This is a genomic window from Streptomyces galbus (genome assembly GCF_005280195.1).
GTDB lineage: Bacteria > Actinomycetota > Actinomycetes > Streptomycetales > Streptomycetaceae > Streptomyces > Streptomyces galbus.
Genome location: NZ_SZPR01000011.1, coordinates 186878 through 208833 on the forward strand (window position 1 = coordinate 186878; position 21956 = coordinate 208833).

19 protein-coding genes and 1 riboswitch are annotated in these 21956 nt (G+C 71.7%); of the genes, 14 read left to right on the forward strand and 5 right to left on the reverse strand.

Annotation, left to right across the window (positions count from 1 at the left end):
- Positions 1-18 precede the first annotated feature (18 nt).
- From E4U92_RS11895 to E4U92_RS11905, 3 genes are all read left to right on the forward strand, one after another.
- Positions 19-1251, forward strand: a complete 1233-nt coding sequence (locus E4U92_RS11895; RefSeq protein WP_137300302.1) for a sensor histidine kinase — start codon at positions 19-21, stop codon at positions 1249-1251.
- Positions 1248-1928 (forward strand): response regulator, encoded by a 681-nt coding sequence (locus E4U92_RS11900; RefSeq protein ID WP_137300303.1) that lies wholly within the window; start codon positions 1248-1250, stop codon positions 1926-1928. The genes E4U92_RS11895 and E4U92_RS11900 overlap by 4 nt, the downstream gene beginning before the upstream one ends.
- A gap of 134 nt (positions 1929-2062) precedes the next feature.
- Positions 2063-4348, forward strand: a complete 2286-nt coding sequence (locus E4U92_RS11905) for a protein kinase domain-containing protein (protein ID WP_137300304.1) — start codon at positions 2063-2065, stop codon at positions 4346-4348.
- 97 nt (positions 4349-4445) lie between these two features.
- Here the strand turns inward: E4U92_RS11905 and nadA are convergent, their stop codons facing one another.
- Entirely contained in the window at positions 4446-5630 is a 1185-nt protein-coding gene (nadA, locus tag E4U92_RS11910) for a quinolinate synthase NadA (RefSeq protein WP_137300305.1), read from the reverse strand.
- Positions 5631-5874: 244 nt separating this feature from the next.
- Between nadA and E4U92_RS11920 the strand changes: the two genes are divergently transcribed.
- Entirely contained in the window at positions 5875-6231 is a 357-nt protein-coding gene (locus E4U92_RS11920; protein ID WP_028422454.1) for an iron-sulfur cluster assembly accessory protein, read from the forward strand.
- A gap of 100 nt (positions 6232-6331) precedes the next feature.
- Here the strand turns inward: E4U92_RS11920 and E4U92_RS11925 are convergent, their stop codons facing one another.
- Together E4U92_RS11925 and E4U92_RS11930 are read right to left on the reverse strand one after the other, a co-directional pair.
- Positions 6332-7957 (reverse strand): hypothetical protein, encoded by a 1626-nt coding sequence (locus E4U92_RS11925; RefSeq protein WP_137300307.1) that lies wholly within the window; start codon positions 7955-7957, stop codon positions 6332-6334.
- A 106-nt stretch (positions 7958-8063) separates the two neighbouring features.
- The gene (locus E4U92_RS11930) at positions 8064-8273 is read right to left on the reverse strand and encodes a hypothetical protein (RefSeq protein WP_137300308.1); all 210 of its coding nucleotides are present in this window, start codon (positions 8271-8273) and stop codon (positions 8064-8066) included.
- A 130-nt stretch (positions 8274-8403) separates the two neighbouring features.
- Here E4U92_RS11930 and E4U92_RS11935 point away from each other — a divergent pair, with 130 nt between their 5' ends.
- Positions 8404-9378 (forward strand): carbohydrate kinase family protein, encoded by a 975-nt coding sequence (locus E4U92_RS11935; protein ID WP_137300309.1) that lies wholly within the window; start codon positions 8404-8406, stop codon positions 9376-9378.
- 14 nt (positions 9379-9392) lie between these two features.
- On the opposite strand, the gene E4U92_RS11940 is transcribed toward E4U92_RS11935, so the two are convergent.
- The gene (locus E4U92_RS11940) at positions 9393-10775 is read right to left on the reverse strand and encodes a cysteine desulfurase/sulfurtransferase TusA family protein (RefSeq protein WP_137300310.1); all 1383 of its coding nucleotides are present in this window, start codon (positions 10773-10775) and stop codon (positions 9393-9395) included.
- A 260-nt stretch (positions 10776-11035) separates the two neighbouring features.
- Between E4U92_RS11940 and ctaC the strand changes: the two genes are divergently transcribed.
- The 4 genes from ctaC (at position 11036) to E4U92_RS11960 (ending at position 15532) form a co-directional block, all read left to right on the forward strand.
- Complete coding sequence (gene ctaC, locus E4U92_RS11945) at positions 11036-11995, forward strand: aa3-type cytochrome oxidase subunit II (protein WP_137300311.1); 960 nt, start codon at positions 11036-11038, stop codon at positions 11993-11995.
- Positions 11992-13728 (forward strand): aa3-type cytochrome oxidase subunit I, encoded by a 1737-nt coding sequence (ctaD, locus tag E4U92_RS11950; RefSeq protein ID WP_137300312.1) that lies wholly within the window; start codon positions 11992-11994, stop codon positions 13726-13728. The genes ctaC and ctaD overlap by 4 nt, the downstream gene beginning before the upstream one ends.
- Positions 13725-14123 (forward strand): cytochrome c oxidase subunit 4, encoded by a 399-nt coding sequence (locus tag E4U92_RS11955; RefSeq protein WP_137300313.1) that lies wholly within the window; start codon positions 13725-13727, stop codon positions 14121-14123. Before ctaD ends, E4U92_RS11955 begins: the two co-directional genes overlap by 4 nt.
- Before the next feature lie 152 nt (positions 14124-14275).
- On the forward strand, positions 14276-15532 hold the full coding sequence (locus E4U92_RS11960) for a L,D-transpeptidase (RefSeq protein ID WP_137300314.1): 1257 nt from the start codon (positions 14276-14278) through the stop codon (positions 15530-15532).
- 131 nt (positions 15533-15663) lie between these two features.
- On the opposite strand, the gene E4U92_RS11965 is transcribed toward E4U92_RS11960, so the two are convergent.
- Positions 15664-16065, reverse strand: coding sequence for a response regulator (locus E4U92_RS11965; protein WP_137300315.1), 402 nt, complete (start codon positions 16063-16065; stop codon positions 15664-15666).
- 145 nt (positions 16066-16210) lie between these two features.
- On the opposite strand from E4U92_RS11965, the gene ctaE reads away from it, so the two are divergent.
- From ctaE to trpD, 5 genes are all read left to right on the forward strand, one after another.
- On the forward strand, positions 16211-16831 hold the full coding sequence (ctaE, locus tag E4U92_RS11970) for an aa3-type cytochrome oxidase subunit III (RefSeq protein ID WP_067231682.1): 621 nt from the start codon (positions 16211-16213) through the stop codon (positions 16829-16831).
- 64 nt (positions 16832-16895) lie between these two features.
- Positions 16896-17708 carry a cytochrome bc1 complex diheme cytochrome c subunit gene (gene qcrC, locus E4U92_RS11975; protein ID WP_137300316.1) on the forward strand — a complete coding sequence of 271 codons (813 nt, stop codon included), beginning with the start codon at positions 16896-16898 and terminating at the stop codon, positions 17706-17708.
- Positions 17705-18763, forward strand: a complete 1059-nt coding sequence (qcrA, locus tag E4U92_RS11980) for a cytochrome bc1 complex Rieske iron-sulfur subunit (RefSeq protein WP_137300317.1) — start codon at positions 17705-17707, stop codon at positions 18761-18763. Before qcrC ends, qcrA begins: the two co-directional genes overlap by 4 nt.
- On the forward strand, positions 18760-20397 hold the full coding sequence (gene qcrB / locus E4U92_RS11985; RefSeq protein WP_137300318.1) for a cytochrome bc1 complex cytochrome b subunit: 1638 nt from the start codon (positions 18760-18762) through the stop codon (positions 20395-20397). The genes qcrA and qcrB overlap by 4 nt, the downstream gene beginning before the upstream one ends.
- A gap of 130 nt (positions 20398-20527) precedes the next feature.
- The gene (gene trpD, locus E4U92_RS11990; RefSeq protein WP_137300319.1) at positions 20528-21592 is read left to right on the forward strand and encodes an anthranilate phosphoribosyltransferase; all 1065 of its coding nucleotides are present in this window, start codon (positions 20528-20530) and stop codon (positions 21590-21592) included.
- Positions 21593-21688: 96 nt separating this feature from the next.
- Positions 21689-21805, forward strand: a riboswitch (SAM riboswitch).
- Positions 21806-21956 lie beyond the last annotated feature (151 nt).

Sequence of the window (21956 nt, forward strand, 5' to 3'; positions counted from 1 at the left end):
GGGACGTACTGTTCCTCCGTGAGCACTCTGGACCGCGCCCGGTGCACCGTCAGGGCACACCCCCTCGCCCTGGACGCGTCCGTCGCGGCGGGCGTCCTGGTGTGCATGGTGGCCGGCTCCTTCGTCGACCCGCGCGGCGACAATGGCGTCGTGTGGGGCGTGCGCACCCCCGCCCCGCTCAGCCTGCTGCTGATCACCGTCGGCGCGGTGGCCCTCGTCTTCCGCCGCAGCGCCCCCCTGACGGTGCTCGCCGTCACCGGCACCGTCTCCGTCGTCGAGTGCGTCACCGGCGACCCGCGCGCCCCGGTCGCGATGTCCGCCGTCGTCGCCCTCTACACCGTCGCCTCCACCACCGACCGCGCCACCACCTGGCGGGCCGGCCTGCTCACCATGACCGTGCTGACCGGCGCCGCGATGCTCTCCGGGCCCCTGCCCTGGTACGCGCAGGAGAACATCGCGATCCTCGCCTGGACCGGGATCGGCGCGACCGCCGGGGACGCGGTCCGCAGCCGCCGGGCCGTCGTGCAGGCCATGCGGGAGCGCGCCGAGCGCGCGGAACGCACCCGCGAGGAGGAGGCCCGCCGCCGGGTCGCCGAGGAGCGGCTGCGCATCGCCCGCGACCTGCACGACGTCGTCGCCCACCACATCGCCCTGGTCAACGTGCAGGCGGGCGTGGCCGCGCACGTCATGGACAAGCGCCCGGACCAGGCCAAGGAGGCCCTCGCGCACGTCCGCGAGGCCAGCCGCTCCGCGCTGAACGAACTGCGCGCCACCGTCGGCCTGCTCCGCCAGTCCGGCGACCCCGAGGCGCCCACCGAGCCCGCCCCCGGTCTCGACCGCCTCGACGAGCTGGCCGGCACCTTCCGCAACGCGGGCCTGCGCGTGGAGGTGGCCCGCGCCGACCAGGGCACGACGCTGCCCGCGGCCGTCGGCCTCGCGGCGTACCGGATCATCCAGGAGGCCCTCACCAACGTGCAGAAGCACGCCGGACCGGAGGCCAGGGCCGAGGTCAGCGTGGTCCGGGTGGGCCCCAACGTGGAGATCACGGTCCTCGACGACGGCTGCGCCGACGACCCGCCGGACCCGGTCTCGGGCGGCGGCCACGGCCTGCTCGGCATGCGGGAGCGCGTCACCGCCCTGCGCGGCACCCTCACCACCGGTCCTCGGTACGGCGGCGGCTTCCGCGTCCATGCGATCCTGCCGGTCAAGACCCGCAGCGCCGCCACGGGACAACCGGGGGAGACCGTATGACCATCCGCGTCCTGCTGGCCGACGACCAGGCCCTGCTGCGCAGCGCCTTCCGGGTCCTCGTCGACTCCGAGCCGGACATGAAGGTCGTCGGCGAGGCGTCGGACGGCGCCGAGGCGGTCCGGCTGGCCAAGCAGGAGCAGGCGGACGTGGTGCTGATGGACATCCGCATGCCCGGCACGGACGGTCTGGCCGCGACCCGGCTGATCAGCGCCGACCCGTCCCTGGCCCGGGTCCGGGTGGTCATCCTGACCACGTTCGAGGTCGACGACTACGTGGTGCAGTCGCTGCGCGCCGGCGCCTCCGGCTTCCTCGGCAAGGGCAGCGAACCGGAGGAGCTGCTGACCGCGATCCGGGTCGCCGCGGGCGGCGAGGCGCTGCTCTCCCCGGCCGCCACCAAGGGCCTGATCGCCCGCTTCCTCGCCCAGGGCGACGGCGCCGACGACCACGACCCGCTGCGCTCGGCCCGCCTGGGGGCGCTGACCGTGCGCGAGCGCGAGGTCCTGGTCCAGGTCGCCGGCGGCCACTCCAACGACGAGATCGCCGAACGGCTGGAGGTCAGCCCGCTGACCGTCAAGACCCACGTCAACCGCGCCATGGCCAAGCTCGGCGCCCGTGACCGGGCCCAACTGGTGGTCATCGCCTACGAGTCGGGACTGGTCCGCCCCCGCACGGACTGAGCCCGCCCACGGCGCGGACGGACGCCACGGCGCACCTGCGCCCGGCCCGCCGCGCCACCTGCCCGCTTCCCCGTCCGGCGGCTGTCCCTATCCTGTGGACTCGAACTGCTCTGCGGACAAGGGGGAACGGAGCGGTGCCAGCACACAGGGACGACCCGAAGTCGGTCGGCGGCTACCGGATCGTCGGCCGGCTGGGCTCCGGCGGCATGGGGGTCGTCTACCGCGGCCGGGCCCGCTCGGGCCGCGAGGTCGCCGTCAAGGTGGTGCACTCCCAGTACGCCGAGGACGGGGTGTTCCGCATCCGGTTCCGGCAGGAGATCGAGGCCGTCCGCAAGGTCAGCGGCGCCTTCACCGCCCCCGTCGTGGACGCCGACCCGGAGGCCGCCCGGCCCTGGATGGCCACCCAGTACGTGCCCGGCCCCTCGCTCGCCGACCACATCCGCGCCCACGGCCCGCTGCGCGGCACCGCGCTGCGCCGGCTCGCGCTGGGACTGCTGGAGGCCCTGCGCGACATCCACCGCGCCGGGGTCGTCCACCGCGACCTCAAGCCCGCCAACGTGCTGATCGCCGACGACGGCCCCCGGGTCATCGACTTCGGCATCTCCCGGGCCGCCGGCAACCAGACCCTCACCGAGACGGGCCACATGATCGGCACCCCGCCCTTCATGTCGCCGGAGCAGCTCACCGACGCCCGCTCGGCGGGTCCGGCCTCGGACGTGTTCTCCCTCGGCTCGCTGCTGGTGTACGCCGCCACCGGCCGGGGCCCGTTCGACGCCGACAGCCCGTACCTGACGGCGTACCAGGTGCTCACGGCGGAGCCCGACCTGACCGGGCTGCCCGAGCCGCTGCGCGCCGTCCTGGCGGGCTGTCTGGCCAAGGAGGCGGACGACCGGCCCGCCCTGGACGACCTCGCGGGGCGGCTGGCCGAGGCCCTGCCGACGTCCGCGCCCGACGACGACCCCACGGTCGCGCTGCGCCGCCCGGACCCCGAGCCCACCGCGCCGGACCCGGCCGGCTCCCGGGCCGGCGGCCCCGTGGCGGCGGACGCGCAGGCCGAGTCGCCGGCGCCGGACGCGCACGCCGAACCACAAGCGCCCGTGCCGGCGCCGCCCCGCCGCCCCCGCCGTCGCGCCCGGCTGCTGGCGCTGTCCGCCGGAGCCGCCGTCCTGGCCACCGCCCTGACGGCGTACCTGCTGTCCCGCCCGGACGGCGGGACGGCCGGGCCGGACGCCGGCCGGAGCCCGTCGGCGGGCGCCCGCTGGGAGCCCCCGCCGACGGGCTGGCGACCGTGGCGGACCACGGTGTTCGCCGAGGCCGCGAGCGGCGTGCGGACGGCCACCCGGGGGAGCACCGGCGGGCTCTCCTGCGCGACGGCCGGCGGGGCGCTGTACTGCGCGGGCGACGGCGTGCTGCCGGTCCGGTTCGACACCCTGACCGGCAAGGTGCTCTGGCGGTCCGCCGCCGGGGTGTCCGGCGCGGCGGGGGCGCGGTACGAGCACCAGGTCCTCGGTGTGGCCGGCCCGGTGCTGCTGGTCCGGCAGAGCGTGCTGGCGGAGTTCGAGAGCGGGCGCACGGCGTCCGTGGTGGCCCTCGACACGCGCACCGGCGCGCGGGTGTGGTCCAGGGCCCTCGTCAGGGGCTCGGAGGCGGCCCCGGCCCTCGCGGCGGGGCTGGCGCTGGTGCCGGACGTCGGCGGCCGCACGGTCACCGCGCGCTCCCCGCGGGACGGCGCCCGGCTGTGGTCGGCGACCCTGCCCGCCGGGCACTCCTGCGCGTTCCCGGCCTCCGCCGGGGGCCTGTACGCCGTGTGCTCCTCCTACGCCGGCGCCGGCGCGGACACCCGGCTGCTCCGCGTCGACCCGGCCGACGGCGCGGTCCGCGCGCTGGCCACCCTGGAACCCCGCAGCACCTACCTGGGCGTCGTGGACGGCCGGCACGTCTTCGCCGAGGAGAGCGGGTCGGGGGAGTCCGACCTGGACGAGACGGCGTACGGGCGCGTCGTCCTGGTCGACGGCACCACCGGCGAGCGCCGGACGGTCCCGCTCGCCGGCACCCCGCGGGGCCTGGTGACCCTGGCCGGGGGCCTGCTGTGCTTCACCCGCTCCAACGGCCTGGTCACCGCGCACGCGCCGGCGACCGGCGCGCGGCTGTGGCAGAGCCGGACCACGCTGGAACAAGGGGGCGTGACGGTGGCCGACGGCAAGGGGCGGACCCTCTTCGTGGCCAGCGTCAGCGGCCGGGTGGCCGCCCTGGACAGCCGCGAGGGCACGGTGCTGTGGGAGTCGTACCCGCGCGCCGGGGGCACCGACAACGGCTTCGGGTCCCAGATCCACCGTGAGGGCGGAGCCCTCACGGTGACCACCGCGGACGGCACGGTCTTCGCGCTCGACCCGGCCCACCCGGACCGCACACCGAGCTGACCCCGGCCGGGCACGCGACGGCCCGCCCGGGCACCAGGTGCCCGGACGGGCCGTACGGGTGGGTCAGGTCCCGCGGCGGCGCACCGCGGGGGCCCGGCTACGGCAGGGCCAGCATCCGCTCCAGGGCCAGCTTGGCGAACGCCTCCGTCTCCCGGTCGACCTGGATGCGGTTGACCAGCTTGCCGTCGGCCAGGGACTCCAGGGCCCAGACCAGGTGGGGCAGGTCGATGCGGTTCATGGTCGAGCAGAAGCACACCGTGCGGTCGAGGAAGACGATCTCCTTGCCCTCCGGAGCGAAACGGTTCGCCAGGCGGCGGACCAGGTTCAGCTCCGTGCCGATGGCCCACTTGGAGCCGGCCGGGGCGGCCTCCAGGGCCTTGATGATGTACTCCGTGGAGCCGACGTAGTCCGCGGCGGCGACGACCTCGTGCCGGCACTCGGGGTGCACCAGGACGTTGACGCCCGGGATGCGCTCGCGCACGTCGTTCACCGAGTCGAGCGAGAAGCGGCCGTGCACCGAGCAGTGGCCGCGCCACAGGATCATCTTCGCCGCGCGCAGCTCGTCCGCGCTCAGGCCGCCGTTGGGCTTGTGCGGGTTGTAGACCACGCAGTCGTCCAGGGACATCCCCATGTCCCGGACGGCGGTGTTGCGGCCGAGGTGCTGGTCCGGCAGGAACAGCACCTTCTCGCCCTGCTGGAACGCCCACTCCAGCGCCCGCTGCGCGTTGGAGGAGGTGCAGATCGTCCCGCCGTGCTTGCCGGTGAACGCCTTGATGTCCGCGGAGGAGTTCATGTACGACACCGGGACGACCTGCCCGGCGACGCCCGCCTCGGTCAGCACGTCCCAGCACTCCGCGACCTGCTCGGCCGTCGCCATGTCGGCCATGGAGCAGCCGGCGGCGAGGTCCGGCAGCACGACCTTCTGGTCGTCGCCGGTCAGGATGTCCGCGGACTCGGCCATGAAGTGCACACCGCAGAAGACGATGTACTCGGCCTCCGGGCGCGCGGCCGCGTCCCGGGCCAGCTTGAAGGAGTCGCCCGTGACGTCGGCGAACTGGATGACCTCGTCGCGCTGGTAGTGGTGGCCGAGCACGAAGACCTTGTCGCCGAGCCTGGCCTTGGCGGCGCGGGCCCGCTCCACCAGGTCGGGGTCGGACGGCGAGGGCAGGTCACCGGGACACTCGACGCCGCGCTCGCTCTTCGGGTCGGCCTCGCGGCCGAGGAGCAGCAGGGCGAGCGGAGTCGGCTGTACGTCGAGCTCCGGGGTCTGGGCGGTGGTCACGACACGCACCCTTTCTACTTTTCGTCGATCTGACGCTATCTATCATAACCCGCTTCACGTCACTTTGACGATGGTCATAGCGTCGGTGTGACGTGAATCCCGATGAGGCGTTCTCCGCCCGCTGCGCCGTGTGCGAGCATGAAGGAGGAGCCGGAAGTCCCGGCGCCCGGCCCGGAATGAATCCGCGGCCTTGCCGGTTGAACCCGTCGGCAAGCAGTCTCCGTACAACCCGGGAGAGATGTAGATGTCCGTATCGGACGAGACCACCACCGTCACCGACGGCATCATCCTGACCGACGCCGCCGCGGCCAAGGTCAAGGCCCTGCTCGACCAGGAAGGCCGCGACGACCTCGCGCTGCGCGTCGCCGTCCAGCCCGGCGGCTGCTCCGGCCTGCGCTACCAGCTCTTCTTCGACGAGCGCTCGCTCGACGGCGACGTGGAGAAGGACTTCGGCGGGGTGAAGGTCGTCACCGACCGCATGAGCGCTCCCTACCTGGGCGGCGCCACGATCGACTTCGTGGACACGATCGAGAAGCAGGGCTTCACGATCGACAACCCGAACGCGACCGGCTCCTGCGCCTGCGGCGACTCGTTCAGCTAGGCGGAACGCCGTGCGACGAGCACGGCACCCGCACGCACCACGAAGGCGGCGGCCCCTTCCCGGGCCGCCGCCTTCGTGTGTCCGTGTGTCCCGCCGCCGCTCAGCGGGGCAGCCGCGCGCCGGTCTTCTCCAGCGGCACCGCCCGGCCGTCCGCGCCGACGACTGCCCGCGCGCCCAGCGGCTCCTCCAGCCGCACCGTCCGGTGGTACAGCTCGGCGAGCAGGATGCAGACCTTCTCCGGATGCGGGTGCTCGGTCACGGTCACCGTCACCTTCCCGGCGCTCTCGGCCGCCGACACCGAGTAGTCCGAGCACACCCCGCCGGTGAACGCCACCGTCAGCTCCGTGCCCTCCGCGGTGTAGCCGTCCACGTGCACCTCGTGCGGGGCCCGCGTGGGACTCGCGGCGGCGCCGGGCGCGGACGGCCGCGGGCTCGGCGGCGCGGTCGGCTCACCGGGCGGCGGCGTGACCGACACCGACGGGGACGGCGCGGTGAGGTAGTCCGGGTCGACGGCCGGATGCGTCACCGTGTACGGCTCCCCGGCCCCCTTCGCCCGCACCTCGAACAGCCACGACGGCACCAGCACCTGCCGCCCGCCGGAACTCTGCGGGGCCAGGCCGAACACCGCCTCCTCGACGGTCAGGGTCTGCTTCTGCGGGGCCGCCGTCGACGCCCCGCACGGGCTCTCCAGCCGGTCCTTCAGCGGCACCGGGCTCGCACAGCCCCCGATGCCCATCCGGTGGTGCCCCGTCGCCCCCGGTGCCGGGTTTGCCCCCGGCGGCGTGTTCATCAGCTCCAGCGTGTCCTCGGCGCCCAGCACCGGGTACGTCGCGCCCTTCACCGGCGCCGACACCTGCCCGTTGCCCTGCACGACCTCGCCCCGCGCGCCGACGACCAGGCCGGTCGCCCAGCCGTGGGTCGGCAGGCCGCCCACCACCGGATCGGCGTTCACCACCCGCTGCGCGCCCAGGACCTGCCCGGCGTCCACCTTGGCGGTGTCCTGGCCGACGGCCTTGAGCACCGGCGCGGCAGCCTTCCTCGCCTCGGCCTCGCTCACGGGGGTCCCGGACGGGGCGATCGGGGCCTTGCCGCAGACCGCCTGGGCCCGCGTGCAGTCGTCGGTGCCCGGCGCGTACCGGGTGAACGTCCACAGGCCCGGCGCCTGCCGGTTCACGCGCAGCACCGGCCCCGAGCCGTCCCGGGCGTTACCGACCCGCCAGACGTCGCCGTCCGCCACGGGCGTGCCGTCCACCCCGAGGGCCTTCGCGAGCCGGGCCGCCTCGTCCTGGCCGACCGCGCCCTCGGGCCAGTACACGGCCGCGGAGGAGGGGCCGTCGGGCAGCGGGCCGGCGGCGCGGTAGACCACGCCGTACGGGTTCGGCTCACCGGGCGCGATGCCGTTGCCCGCGGAGGAGCCGTCGGAACCGGACGGCGCGGCCGGGCCGGCGACGTAGCCGTCGAGTGCCAGGGGAGGGGGCGTGCCCCCGCCGGACGGCGACCCGGCCCCGCCGCCGTCCCCCTTGCTCGTGTCGGCCACCAGGTAGGCGCCGCCCCCGCCGGCCAGCAGCACGGCGGCGGCGACGGAGGCGACGACCACCGGGGTGCGGCGGAGGAAGGGACGGGTCCCACGGGTCCCGGGGCCGCTTTCGGCGGTCCCCTCGGTCTCCGGGGTCCCGGCGGTCCCGGTGGGCTCGGCGTCGTCGTGGTCGGGTCGCTCGGTGTTCACGCCATCGCTCCTTCGGCTGCGCTGCAGTCCCTGCCGTCTCCCGTCACCGGGGACAGCGATGGGACGCAGCGGGGGAGCGCGCGGTTCCCCGCCGAGCGCCCTGCCCTCAGTCGCCGTAGTCGGACATGCCCTCCAGCAGGCGGGCCGAGGTCGCCGGGACGGTCACCCCGTGGATGTGCGACGGCGGCACGGGCCGGGACGCGAGCCGGTCCGGCACCGCCCAGTGCGGGGCCATCCGGGCGCAGTCCCCCCGCAGCGACGCGAGGTCGCCGTCGAGGTCGGCCGGAGCGGGCGCGGAAACCTTGAGGTTCGTCATGACGGCACCGTAGGCACGTCGAAGCCGGTGAAGAAAGATCTACTATCGGGTAGTTTCGTGTGCTTCTACGACCCCCGCCGACCGGGTAGCGTGAACTGTCATTCCACCTCCCCCCAGGAGAGTCCACGCCGTGCGCATCGCAGTCACCGGCTCCATCGCCACCGACCACCTCATGACGTTCCCCGGCCGCTTCGCCGACCAGCTCGTCGCGGACCAGCTGCACACGGTCTCGCTCTCCTTCCTGGTCGACAACCTGGACGTACGGCGCGGCGGCGTCGGCGCGAACATCGCGTTCGGCATGGGACAGCTCGGCACCGGCCCGGTCCTGGTCGGCGCGGCCGGCTTCGACTTCGACGACTACCGCGCCTGGCTGGACCGGCACGGCGTGGACACCGAGTCGGTGCGCATCTCCGACACGCTGCACACGGCCCGCTTCGTGTGCACGACCGACGCCGACCACAACCAGATCGGCTCCTTCTACACGGGCGCGATGAGCGAGGCCCGCCTGATCGAGCTGAAGACGGTCGCCGACCGCGTGGGCGGGCTCGACCTGGTGCTGATCGGCGCCGACGACCCCGAGGCGATGCTGCGCCACACGGAGGAGTGCCGCTCGCGGGGCATCCCCTTCGCCGCCGACTTCTCCCAGCAGATCGCCCGGATGGAGGGCGAGGAGATCCGGATACTGCTGGACGGCGCGACGTACCTGTTCTCCAACGAGTACGAGAAGGGCCTCATCGAGTCCAAGACCGGCTGGAGCGACGCCGAGATCCTCTCCCGCGTCGGCCACCGGGTCACCACGCTCGGCTCGCGCGGCGTGCGCATCGAGCGCACCGGCGAGGACCCGATCGAGGTCGGCTGCCCCGAGGAGGAGCGCAAGGCCGACCCCACGGGCGTGGGCGACGCGTTCCGCGCGGGCTTCCTGTCCGGGCTGGCCTGGGGCGTCTCCCACGAGCGCGCGGCCCAGGTGGGCTGCATGCTGGCCACCCTGGTCATCGAGACCGTGGGCACCCAGGAGTACCGGCTGCTGCGCGGCCACTTCATGCAGCGCTTCACCAAGGCCTACGGCGACGAGGCGGCCGCCGAGGTCGAGACCCACCTCCGCTAGCCACCGCCGCCCGGTCAGCTCACCCGGCGCACCACGTACGCCGCGCCCCGCTCGGCGGGCTCCTCTCCGACGTACTCCTGGCCCCGCATGGCGCACCAGGCCGGGATGTCCAGCCGGGCCGCCTCGTCGTCGGAAAGGACCCGGACCGTGCCGCCCACCGGCACGTCGCCGAACACCTTGGCCAGCTCGATGACCGGGACCGGGCACCGCTTGCCGAGCGCGTCGACGACCAACGCGTCCCGCGTCAGGACGGCCGCCGGCTCCGACGCCGGTGCGCCCAGCGTCTCCCGCACGCCGGCCACCAGGCCCGGCAGGACGTCCAGGAAGCGCTCCACGTCCTCCTCGGCCGTCCCCGGCGGCAGGGACACCCGCACGTTGCCCTCGCTCAGCACCCCCATGGCCCGCAGCACATGGCTGGGCGTCAGCGTGCTGCTGGTGCAGGAGGAGCCCGACGACACGGAGAAGCCCTCCCGGTCCAGCGCGTGCAGCAACGCCTCGCCGTCGACGTAGAGGCAGGAGAAGGTGACGATCCCGGGCAGCCGCCGCTCGGGGTCGCCGACCACCTCGACGTCCGGCACGGTCCGCGCCACCCGCGCCCGGATCCGCTCCGTCAGCTCCCGCAGCCGTACCGCCTCGGCCGCCGCCTCCTCGCGCACGGCGCGCAGGGACGCCACGGCCGCCACGATCGCCGGCAGGTTCCCGAAGCCGGGCGCCCGGCCCGACTCGCGCTCGTCCGCGGGCCCTTGCGGCGCGAACCGCACGCCCTTGCGCACCACGAGCAGCCCGACCCCGGGCGGGCCGCCCCACTTGTGCGCGCTGGCCGCCAGCAGCGACCAGTCGCCCTCCACCGGTCCCCAGCCCAGCGACTGCGCCGCGTCCACCAGCAACGGCACCCCGGCCGCCCGGCAGGCCTCGGCCACGGCCGCCACGGGCTGTTCGGTGCCCACCTCGTGGTTGGCCGACTGCAGGCACGCCAGCGCGGTGTCCGGCCGCAGGGCCCCCGCGTACTCCGAAGGGACCACGGCCCCGGCCCGGTTCACCGGCACCCGGGTCACCGTCCCGCCGTCCGCCTCGAACGCCTCCGCCGAATGGAGGACGCAGGAGTGTTCGACGGACGACACGATCAGGTGGCGTCCGGTGCGCCGCCGCCCGGCCGCCGCGCCCGCGATCCCGCTGTGCACGGCGTGGGTTCCGGACGGGGTGAACACCACCTCGTCGGCCCGGCAGCCGACGGCCTCGGCGGCCGCCTCCCGCGCGGCGTCGAGCAGCATCCGGGCCCTGCGCCCCTCCCGGTACAGCCGCACGGGATCGGCCCACCCCTCGTCCAAGGAGGCCAACAGCGCCTGACGGGCGACGGGGTGGAGGGGAGCGGCCGAAGCGGCGTCGAAGTAGGCCATGCGGCCACGCTAGACGGACGGCCCGGAACCCGGCCTTCCGGGGCTCGGGGAACCGCGCCACGGGCCACGACGGGAACCGCGCCCGCCAATCCAGCTAACCCACGGAGCGACTAGGCACCCCTCCCCGCGAACCCCCGGAGGGCGTCGGCTAGGGTTTGGTCCGCATAAACATCCAAACCCCTGCCCGACGCAGGGCGGCGACCGACCAGCGAGAAGGCCGCAGCCGTGACGCGCGGGCGAGACTCTCGGGAAGGCGCTACGTGAGTCCCAACGGCTCCGACCGCTCGCCGCGGCGCCCGATGCGGCGGAAGCTGCTGCAGGCACTGACCGCGGGCCTGGTCCTGGCGACCGCGACCGGTTGCACATACAAGGACTTCCCCCGCCTTGGTATGCCCACCCCGACCACGGAAGAGGCTCCGCGGATCCTCTCCCTGTGGCAGGGCTCCTGGGCTGCCGCGCTCGCCGTCGGCGTGCTGGTGTGGGGCTTGATCATCTGGAGTGCGATCTTCCACCGGCGCAGCCGGACCAAGGTCGAGGTCCCTCCGCAGACCCGGTACAACATGCCCATCGAGGCCCTGTACACCGTGGTCCCGATCATCATCGTCTCGGTGCTGTTCTACTTCACGGCCCGTGACGAGTCGAAGCTCCTCAGCCTCGACAAGAAGCCGGACGTCACGGTCAACGTGGTCGGCTTCCAGTGGAGCTGGTGCTTCAACTACATCGAGAACGTCGACGGTTCGACCGGTGACGCGAAGACCGACGACAACCTGTCCGCCATCCCGGACCGGTACACGAAGGACTTCCCGGACAACGCGGGCGGCGTCTACACCTGCGGCACCCCCGGTGAGCGGAACCCGCAGACGAACAACCCCGGTCCGACCCTCTGGCTCCCCGAGGGCAAGACGGTCCGCTTCGTCCTCACCTCGCGTGACGTCATCCACTCCTTCTGGGTCGTGCCGTTCCTGATGAAGCAGGACGTCATCCCCGGCCACACCAACGCCTTCCAGGTGACCCCGAACAAGCAGGGCACCTTCAAGGGCAAGTGCGCCGAGCTGTGCGGTGTCGACCACTCGCGGATGCTGTTCAACGTGAAGGTCGTCTCCCCGGAGCGCTACGAGCAGCACCTCAAGGACCTCGCCAAGAAGGGCCAGACCGGATACGTTCCCGCGGGCATCGAGCAGACGAGCCACGAGAAGGAACGGGAGTCGAACATCCTGTGAGCATCCTCAACGAACCCCAGGGTGCCGCCGCAGCAGGGTCCCACTACGAGGACGAGCTGCCGGTCAGGCGCCAGCGCCGCGGCGAAGTCGTCGTCAAGTGGCTGACCACGACCGACCACAAGACGATCGGTACGCTGTACCTCGTCACGTCGTTCGCGTTCTTCCTCATCGGTGGCGTGATGGCGCTCTTCATGCGCGCCGAGCTGGCCCGTCCGGGCCTGCAGATCATGTCGAACGAGCAGTTCAACCAGGCGTTCACGATGCACGGCACGATCATGCTGCTGATGTTCGCGACGCCGCTGTTCGCCGGCTTCACCAACTGGATCATGCCGCTGCAGATCGGCGCGCCCGACGTGGCGTTCCCGCGGCTGAACATGTTCGCCTACTGGCTGTACCTGTTCGGCTCGCTGATCGCGGTGGCCGGCTTCCTCACGCCGAACGGCGCGGCCGACTTCGGCTGGTTCGCCTACGCCCCGCTGTCGGACGCGGTCCGCTCGCCGGGCATCGGCGCCGACATGTGGATCATGGGTCTGGCCTTCTCCGGCTTCGGCACGATCCTCGGCTCGGTCAACTTCATCACCACGATCATCTGCATGCGCGCCCCCGGCATGACGATGTTCCGCATGCCGATCTTCACCTGGAACGTCCTGCTGACCGGTGTCCTGGTCCTGCTGGCCTTCCCGGTCCTGGCGGCCGCGCTGTTCGCCCTGGAGGCGGACCGCAAGTTCGGGGCCCACGTCTTCGACGCGGCCAACGGCGGCTCGCTGCTGTGGCAACACCTCTTCTGGTTCTTCGGCCATCCAGAGGTGTACATCATCGCCCTGCCGTTCTTCGGCATCATCTCCGAGGTCATCCCGGTCTTCTCCCGCAAGCCGATGTTCGGCTACATGGGCCTGATCGCCGCGACGATCTCGATCGCCGGCCTGTCCGTGACGGTGTGGGCGCACCACATGTACGTCACCGGCGGTGTGCTGCTGCCGTTCTTCTCCTTCATGACGTTCCTCATCGCGGTCCCGACCGGTGTGAAGTTCTTCAACTGGATCGGCACGATGTGGAAGGGCTCGCTGTCCTTCGAGACGCCGATGCTCTGGGCGACCGGCTTCCTGATCACCTTCACGTTCGGTGGTCTGACCGGTGTCATCCTGGCGTCGCCGCCCATGGACTTCCACGTGTCCGACTCGTACTTCGTGGTGGCCCACTTCCACTACGTCGTCTTCGGCACCGTGGTGTTCGCGATGTTCTCCGGCTTCCACTTCTGGTGGCCGAAGTTCACCGGCAAGATGCTCGACGAGCGCCTCGGCAAGATCACCTTCTGGACGCTGTTCGTCGGCTTCCACGGCACCTTCCTGGTCCAGCACTGGCTGGGCGCCGAGGGCATGCCCCGCCGGTACGCCGACTACCTGGCGGCCGACGGCTTCACCGCCCTGAACACGATCTCGACGATCAGCTCGTTCGTCCTCGGCCTGTCGATGCTCCCCTTCCTCTACAACGTGTGGAAGACGGCCAAGTACGGCAAGCCGGTCGGCGTCGACGACCCGTGGGGCTACGGCCGTTCGCTGGAGTGGGCGACCTCCTGCCCGCCGCCGCGGCACAACTTCCTCACCCTGCCGCGCATCCGCAGTGAATCCCCGGCGTTCGACCTGCACCACCCGGAGATCGCCGCGCTGGAGCAGCTGGAGAACGTCGGCCACGGCGCCGAGGCGATCGCGGGCAGCAAGGAGGCCGGCAAGTGAAGATCCAGGGCAAGATGTTCATCTGGCTGAGCGTCTTCATCCTCGTCATGGCGTGCGTCTATGGCGTGTGGTCGAAGGAGCCGGCCGGCACCACCGCCCTCTTCCTGGCCTTCGGCCTGTCCATCATGATCGGCTTCTACCTGGGCTTCACCGCCCGGCGGGTCGACACCGGTGCGCAGGACAACAAGGAGGCCGACGTCGCGGACGACGCCGGCGAGCTGGGCTTCTTCAGCCCGCACAGCTGGCAGCCGCTCGCCCTGGGCTTCGGCGGCGCGCTCGCCTTCGCGGGCGTCGCCATCGGCTGGTGGCTGCTCTACTTCTCCGCCCCGCTGATCGTCATCGGCGTCTGGGGCTGGGTCTTCGAGTACTACCGCGGCGAGAACCGCACCCAGTAGCACGCACCGCACCCGACCGGGCCCGGACACTCCGCACGGAGCGTCCGGGCTCGCTCGTCTGCCGCACCGGGCGTGTCCGTTCGCAGCAATCGGCGTCCCCCGCAGGAGTGACCCGCCGCGCCGCGGTGGACGATCGTTCCTACGTTGGGGCCATGAGCCACTCACCCAGTCCCCGCACCGTCGTCGGCTGCACCCTGCTGGTGATCGCCCTGGGCGCGGGCGCCGGCGCCTGCGGCTCCGACGGCAACCCCCTCGCGTCACGCCCCTACGACGCGACCGACCAGATCTCCTTCAACGGCCCCACGGGCGACGGCAAGAAGGCCGACCCCGACAAGCCCCTGGAGGTCACCGCCGACGACGACGACCGGATCACCGACGTCACGGCCGTCGACGCCACCGGCCGCTACGTGGCCGGCGCGCTCTCCGCCGACGGCAGCCGCTGGCACAGCACCGAGCCGCTGGCCGCCAACGCCCGCTACACGCTGCGGGTCAGCACCGAGGACGAGGACGGCGCACCCGGCCGCCGGGTCCTCACCTTCGACACCGGCAAGCCCACCGCCCAGAAGCGGCTGACGGCCACGTTCGGCCCCAAGTCCGGCACCTACGGCGTCGGGCAGCCCGTCACGGCCGAGCTCAGCCAGCCGGTCAGGGACCCCGCCCAGCGGGCCGTCGTCGAGCGGGCCCTGAAGGTCGACTCCACGCCGTACGCCGCCGGCGCCTGGCACTGGGTCGACGACAAGGAGCTCCACTTCCGGCCCAAGGACTACTGGCCCGCCCACGCCACCGTGCGCGTGCACAGCAACCTCGACGGCATCAAGGTCGGCGACCGGCTGTGGGGCGGGGCGTCCAAGGAGCTGAAGCTGACCATCGGGGACCGCGTGATCGCCCTCACGGACGCCGCCGCCCACACGATGAAGGTCTACAAGAACGACGAGGAGATCAACCAGATCCCCGTCACCACCGGCAAGCCCGGCTTCGACACCCGCAACGGCGTCAAGGTGGTGCTCGGCAAGGAGTACTTCGTACGCATGCGCGGCACCAGCATCGGCATCGCCGAGGGCTCCTCCGACTCGTACGACCTGCCGGTCTACTACGCCACCCGGGTGACCTGGAGCGGCGAGTACGTGCACGCCGCCCCCTGGTCCGTGGGCTCCCAGGGCTCCGCCAACGTCAGCCACGGCTGCACCGGCATGAGCACGGCCAACGCCGAGTGGTTCTTCGACCACGTCCGCGAGGGCGACGTCGTGCAGGTCGTCAACTCCGAGGGCAAGACGATGGAGCCGTTCGGCAACGGCTTCGGCGACTGGAACCTCACCTGGGAGAAGTGGCGCGAGGGCAGCGCGTTGACGAAGAAGGGCACCAAGGCCGCCCCGGACGAGGAGGCCCGTCTGCGGCCGCAGAGCGTGTGAGGAGGTTCCCGGGCGCCGGCGGGCCGCCCCGGGGCGCCCGGGCCGCAGGACGCCCCGGGAGCGCCTCCACGGGGCCCGCAGCCGCCCTGGCGGCGCCCCGGGCGGGCCGGCCCGGAGGCCGTACCGGACCCTCAGGCGCTCTGCAGGTTCTTCCGGCGCAGCAGGGAGGCCAGGGCCGAGGCGAACTCCACCGGGTCCACGGGGTGCGTCACCGCCGCGTCCGCCCGGCTCCAGGTCGCCAGCCAGGCGTCCTGCGGCCGCCCGATGAGCAGCAGCACCGGCGGGCAGTCGAAGATCTCGTCCTTGATCTGGCGGCACACGCCCATGCCGCCCATCGGCACGGCCTCGCCGTCCAGCACGCACACGTCGATCCCGCCCCGGTCCAGCTCCTTGATGACCGCTGCCGGGGTCGCGCACTCCAGGATCTCGACGACGGGCACGTCCGGTGCCGGCCGCCGTCCCGTGGCCAGCCGTACCTGTTCGCGGGTGGTGGAGTCGTCGCTGTAGACCAGCACCGTGGCGGTCGGCTGCATGCTTCCTCCGTGACGTCGGCGTCCTTGGGGCGAGCTCGTTGCCGCGGATGCTACTCCCTTGAACACCACGTCAACACCGGTCCTGCGGGCGAAGACACTCCGAACGGCACCCCCCGGAGTGAGGGCGGGATAAGCGACCGACATAATGTCGGTCGTGGCGACAGCAACGACAGTAGATACCGGGCACGCGCACCCGTCGGTCAACCGGCCGAACCTCACCAGCGTCGGAACCATCATCTGGCTGAGTTCCGAGCTGATGTTCTTCGCGGCCCTCTTCGCGATGTACTTCACCCTGCGATCGGTGACGGGGCCGGAGCACTGGAAGGAAATGGCCTCGAGCCTGAACTTCCCGTTCTCGGCGACGAACACCACGGTCCTGGTGCTCTCCTCACTGACCTGCCAGCTCGGCGTGTTCGCGGCCGAGCGGGGCGACGTGAAGAAGCTCCGGGGCTGGTTCATCCTCACCTTCATCATGGGTGCGATCTTCATCGGCGGTCAGATCTTCGAGTACACGGAGCTGGTGAAGAAGGACGGGCTCTCGCTCTCCTCCGACCCGTACGGCTCGGTGTTCTACCTGACCACCGGCTTCCACGGCCTGCACGTGACGGGCGGTCTGATCGCCTTCCTGCTGGTCCTGGGCCGCACCTACGCGGCCAGGAGGTTCACCCACGAACAGGCGACCGCCGCGATCGTCGTGTCCTACTACTGGCACTTCGTCGACGTCGTCTGGATCGGCCTCTTCGCCACGATCTACATGATCAAGTAGCCGGGCCCGCACCCGCACCATTCCAGAAGCACCGACGCAGAAGATCCTGACACCGGGGTAATCCGTGAAAAAGCTCTCCGCACGACGACGCCATCCGCTGGCGGCGCTCGTCGTCCTACTCCTCGCGCTGGCATGCACTGGGGGGCTGTACGCCGCGTTCGCGCCCGCTGAGAAGGCGCAGGCCGACGACACCGCCCAGTCCCTCGCCATCGACGAGGGCAAGAAGCTCTACACCGTGGGCTGCGCCAGCTGCCACGGAACCGGCGGTCAGGGCGGCTCCGACGGCCCCAGCCTGGTGGGCGTGGGCGCCGCGGCCGTCGACTTCCAGGTCAGCACGGGCCGCATGCCCGCGGCGACCTCCCAGGGCGCCCAGGTGCCGAAGAAGAAGAACATCTACACGCGCGCGCAGATCGACCAGCTCGCCGCGTACATCGCCTCCCTCGGTGCCGGCCCGGCCGTCCCGACGAAGGAGCAGTACGGCCCGGAGGGAGCCGACATCGCCAAGGGCGGTGAGCTCTTCCGGACCAACTGCGCGCAGTGCCACAACTTCACCGGCAAGGGCGGTGCGCTCACCAAGGGCAAGTTCGCCCCGTCGCTGACGGACGTGGAGCCGAAGCACATCTACGAGGCCATGCAGACGGGCCCGCAGAACATGCCTTCGTTCCCCGACACCACCTTGTCGGAGCAGAACAAGAAGGACATCATCGCTTACCTGAACGCGGTCAACGGCGACGAGACCGAGAACCCGGGCGGTCTGGAGCTGGGCGGCCTCGGGCCGGTCAGCGAGGGTCTGTTCGGCTGGATCTTCGGGCTCGGCACGCTGATCGCGGTCGCCGTCTGGGTCGCCGCTCGGACCGCAAAGGCCAAGAAGTCATGAGTAGCCAAGACATTCCAGAAGAGAACCTGCCCGCACAGCAGGGCCACGCGCACGGCGCGGTGGACGTGGCGGACGAGAAGAACCCGTTCGCCGACCCCGGGCTGCCGCCCCACGAGCACCGGATCCAGGACATCGACGAAGAGGCCGCGAAGCGGTCCGAGCGTACGGTCGCCCTGCTGTTCACGGTGTCGATGCTGGCCACCATCGGCTTCATCGTCTCGTACGTGGCGGTCCCGCACGACCGGTCGATCTACGTCTTCCCGATCGGGCACGTCAGCGCGCTGAACTTCGCGCTCGGCGTCACCCTCGGCCTGGCGCTGTTCTGCATCGGCGCGGGCGCGGTCCACTGGGCCCGCACCCTGATGTCCGACGTGGAGGTCGCCGACGAGCGCCACCCGATCGAGGCGTCCCCGGAGCTGCGTGCGAAGGTCCACGAGGACTTCCGCCAGGGCGCCAAGGAGTCCGCGCTCGGCCGCCGCAAGCTGATCCGCAACACGATGCTGGGCGCGCTGACCCTGGTCCCGCTCTCCGGCGTCATGCTGCTGCGCGACCTCGGCCCGCTGCCCGGCACCTCGCTGCGCCACACCATGTGGTCCAAGGGCAAGCTCCTCGTCAACATGAACACCAACGAGCCGCTGCGTCCCGAGGACGTGGCCGTCGGCTCGCTGACCTTCGCCAAGCCCGAGGGCCTGGAGGAGCACGACGAGGACTTCCAGAAGGAGATCGCCAAGGCGGCCCTGATGATCGTCCGGCTCCAGCCGGAGAACATCAAGGACAAGCGCGAGCTCGAGTGGTCGCACGAGGGCATCGTGGCGTACTCCAAGATCTGCACCCACGTGGGGTGCCCCATCTCGCTCTACGAGCAGCAGACGCACCACGTGCTGTGCCCCTGCCACCAGTCCACCTTCGACCTCTCCGACGGTGCCCGAGTGATCTTCGGACCCGCCGGCCACGCCCTGCCGCAGCTGCGCATCGGCGTGAACGACGAGGGCTACCTCGAGGCGCTCGGCGACTTCGAGGAGCCCGTCGGTCCTGCTTTCTGGGAGCGCGGATGAGTACTACAGCGAGCAACACCTCCCGCTCGCGCGGGAAGGCACCCGGCGGCGAGCGCGTCGCCGACTGGGCGGACGGACGCCTGGGGATCTACACCCTGGCCAAGTCCAACATGCGCAAGATCTTCCCCGACCACTGGTCGTTCATGCTGGGTGAGGTCTGCCTCTACAGCTTCCTCATCATCATCCTGACGGGCGTCTACCTGACGCTGTTCTTCCACCCGTCGATGAACGAGGTGCAGTACCACGGCAGCTACGTCCCGCTCCAGGGGCAGCTGATGTCGGAGGCGTTCAACTCCACGCTGCACATCTCCTTCGACGTCCGCGGCGGTCTGCTCATCCGGCAGATCCACCACTGGGCGGCCGTCGTCTTCATCGCCGGCATGTTCGTGCACATGATGCGCGTGTTCTTCACCGGCGCGTTCCGCAAGCCGCGTGAGGTCAACTGGCTGTTCGGCTTCCTGCTGTTCGTCCTGGGCATGTTCACCGGGTTCACCGGCTACTCGCTCCCGGACGACCTGCTCTCCGGCACCGGTGTCCGCTTCATGGAGGGCGCGATCCTGTCCGTGCCGATCGTCGGCACGTACATCTCGTTCTTCCTCTTCGGCGGCGAGTTCCCGGGCGGCGACTTCGTGGCCCGCTTCTACTCGATCCACATCCTGCTGCTGCCGGGCATCATGCTCGGTCTGGTGGTCGGCCACCTGATCCTGGTCTTCTACCACAAGCACACGCAGTTCGCGGGCCCCGGCAAGACCAACAACAACGTGGTCGGCATGCCGCTGCTGCCGGTGTACATGGCGAAGGCGGGCGGCTTCTTCTTCCTGGTCTTCGGCGTCATCGCGTTCGTCGCGGCGATCGCGCAGATCAACCCGATCTGGGCCATCGGCCCCTACCGTCCGGACCAGGTGTCCACCGGCGCCCAGCCCGACTGGTACATGGGCATGGCCGAGGGCCTGATCCGCGCGATGCCGGGCTGGGAGATCAACCTGTGGGGCCACACGCTCGTGCTGGGCGTGTTCATCCCGCTGGTGCTGTTCGGCGTCATCCTGGTCGCGATCGCCGCCTACCCGTTCATCGAGGCGTGGGTCACCGGCGACAAGCGCGAGCACCACATCCTGGACCGCCCGCGCAACGCCCCGACCCGTACGGCGTTCGGTGTCGCCTGGCTGACCGTGTACTTCGTGATGCTGATCGGTGGCGGCAACGACCTCTTCGCCACGCACTTCCACCTGTCGATCAACGCGGTCACCTGGTTCGTCCGGATCTCGTACTTCGTCGGCCCGGTCATCGCGTTCATCGTCACCAAGCGGATCTGCCTCGGCCTGCAGCGCCGGGACAAGGACAAGGTGCTGCACGGCCGCGAGACCGGCACCATCAAGCGCCTGCCGCACGGTGAGTTCATCGAGGTGCACGAGCCGCTCAGCCAGGAGCAGCTGCACACGCTGACCGCGCACGACCAGTACAAGCCGCTCCAGCTCGGCCCCGCGGTCGACGAGAACGGTGTCGAGCGCAAGGTCAGGGCCACGCAGAAGGTGCGCGCCAAGCTCAGCGAGGCCTACTTCGGCGAGGAGTCGCAGATCGCCAAGCCCTCCGTCGAGGAGTACAAGGAGATCACGAGCGGCCACGGCCACCACTGATCGCTGCGGCGTCGCCACGCCACGGTCGAAGGGCCCCGTCCGGTGTTCGGACGGGGCCCTTCGCGCTGTCCGGGGCTGGATAGGCTGGCACCGCACCCTTTCTCGTCCCACAGACACCCAGGAGCGGCTGATGAGCGCTGTGACCCCCGCTGGAGGCGACACCGCGGCGGGCCGCTCCTGGCCCGCCGTGCTGAACGGCCTGCTGGACGGCCGGGACCTGTCCGCGGACGAGACCGCGTGGGCGATGGACCGGATCATGAGCGGCGAGGCGACCGACGCGCAGATCGCCGGCTTCGCGGTGGCGCTGCGCGCCAAGGGCGAGACGGTCGAGGAGATCTCCGGCTGCGTGCGCGCGCTGTACGAGCACGCCAACGTCATCGAGGTGCCGGGGGCGACCGTCGACATCGTCGGCACCGGCGGCGACGGCGCCAAGACGGTGAACATCTCCACCATGTCCTCGATCGTCGTGGCCGGCACCGGCGCGAAGGTCGTCAAGCACGGCAACCGGGCGGCCTCGTCCGCCTCGGGCGCCTCCGACGTGCTGGAGAAGCTCGGCGTCAACCTGGAGCTCAGCCCCGAGCGGGTGGTGGAGGTCGCCGAGGAGGCCGGGATCACCTTCTGCTTCGCGGTGAAGTTCCACCCCGCGCTGCGCCACGTGGCCGCCGCGCGCGGCCAGCTCGGCGTGCGGACCGTGTTCAACTTCCTCGGCCCGCTGGCCAACCCGGCGAAGGTGCGGGCCCAGGCGATCGGCGTGGCCGACCGGCGGATGGCCCCCATCATGGCGGGCGTCTTCGCCGAGCGCGGCAACTCCTCGCTGGTCTTCCGGGGCGACGACGGCCTCGACGAGCTGACCACCACCGCCACCTCCCGGGTGTGGATCGTGCGCGACGGCAAGGTCACCGAGGAGGCGTTCGACCCGCGGGACGTCGGCCTCGACCTGGTCCCCGTGGAGGCCCTGCGGGGCGCGGACGCGGCCTACAACGCCGGGGTCGCCCGCCGCCTCCTGGACGGCGAGCACGGCCCGGTGCGCGACGCCGTGCTGCTGAACTCGGCGGCCGCGCTGGTCGCCCTGGACCCCACGGACGCCCCGCTGACCGACCAGATCCGCGCCGCGATGGCGAGGGCAGCCGAGTCCGTCGACTCGGGCGCGGCCCGACGCGCGCTGGAGCGCTGGGTGCGGGTCAGCAACGCCTGACGCCCGCCGCTGCGGGCCACGGCCCCTCACGTGCGCGGTCCCGCGATCCGGACAGGAGTTGCGGGACCGCGATCACGTCGCGTACGTTCCTTCCCAGGTCATGAGTGACAGTCATGAGGCCCCGGCCGACTGTCCGGCAACCCTCCGTCCGTGGCGGGGTGCCCCGGGTGAAGACCAGGTCGCAGGCAGCGAGGTCTGCGGCAAGCGCGGACCCCTCGCGATTCCAGGGGTCCTGGTCGTCGAGGAGTCTTCCGTGAGCAAGCGAATGCGCTAGGGCCGCAGAGCCCCGTCTCCGCACGCCTTTCCTGCTGTTCCTTCCCCTCCTCGTCCCGCGCTGGAGCCCCGTTCGCGTACGCGCGTCCCG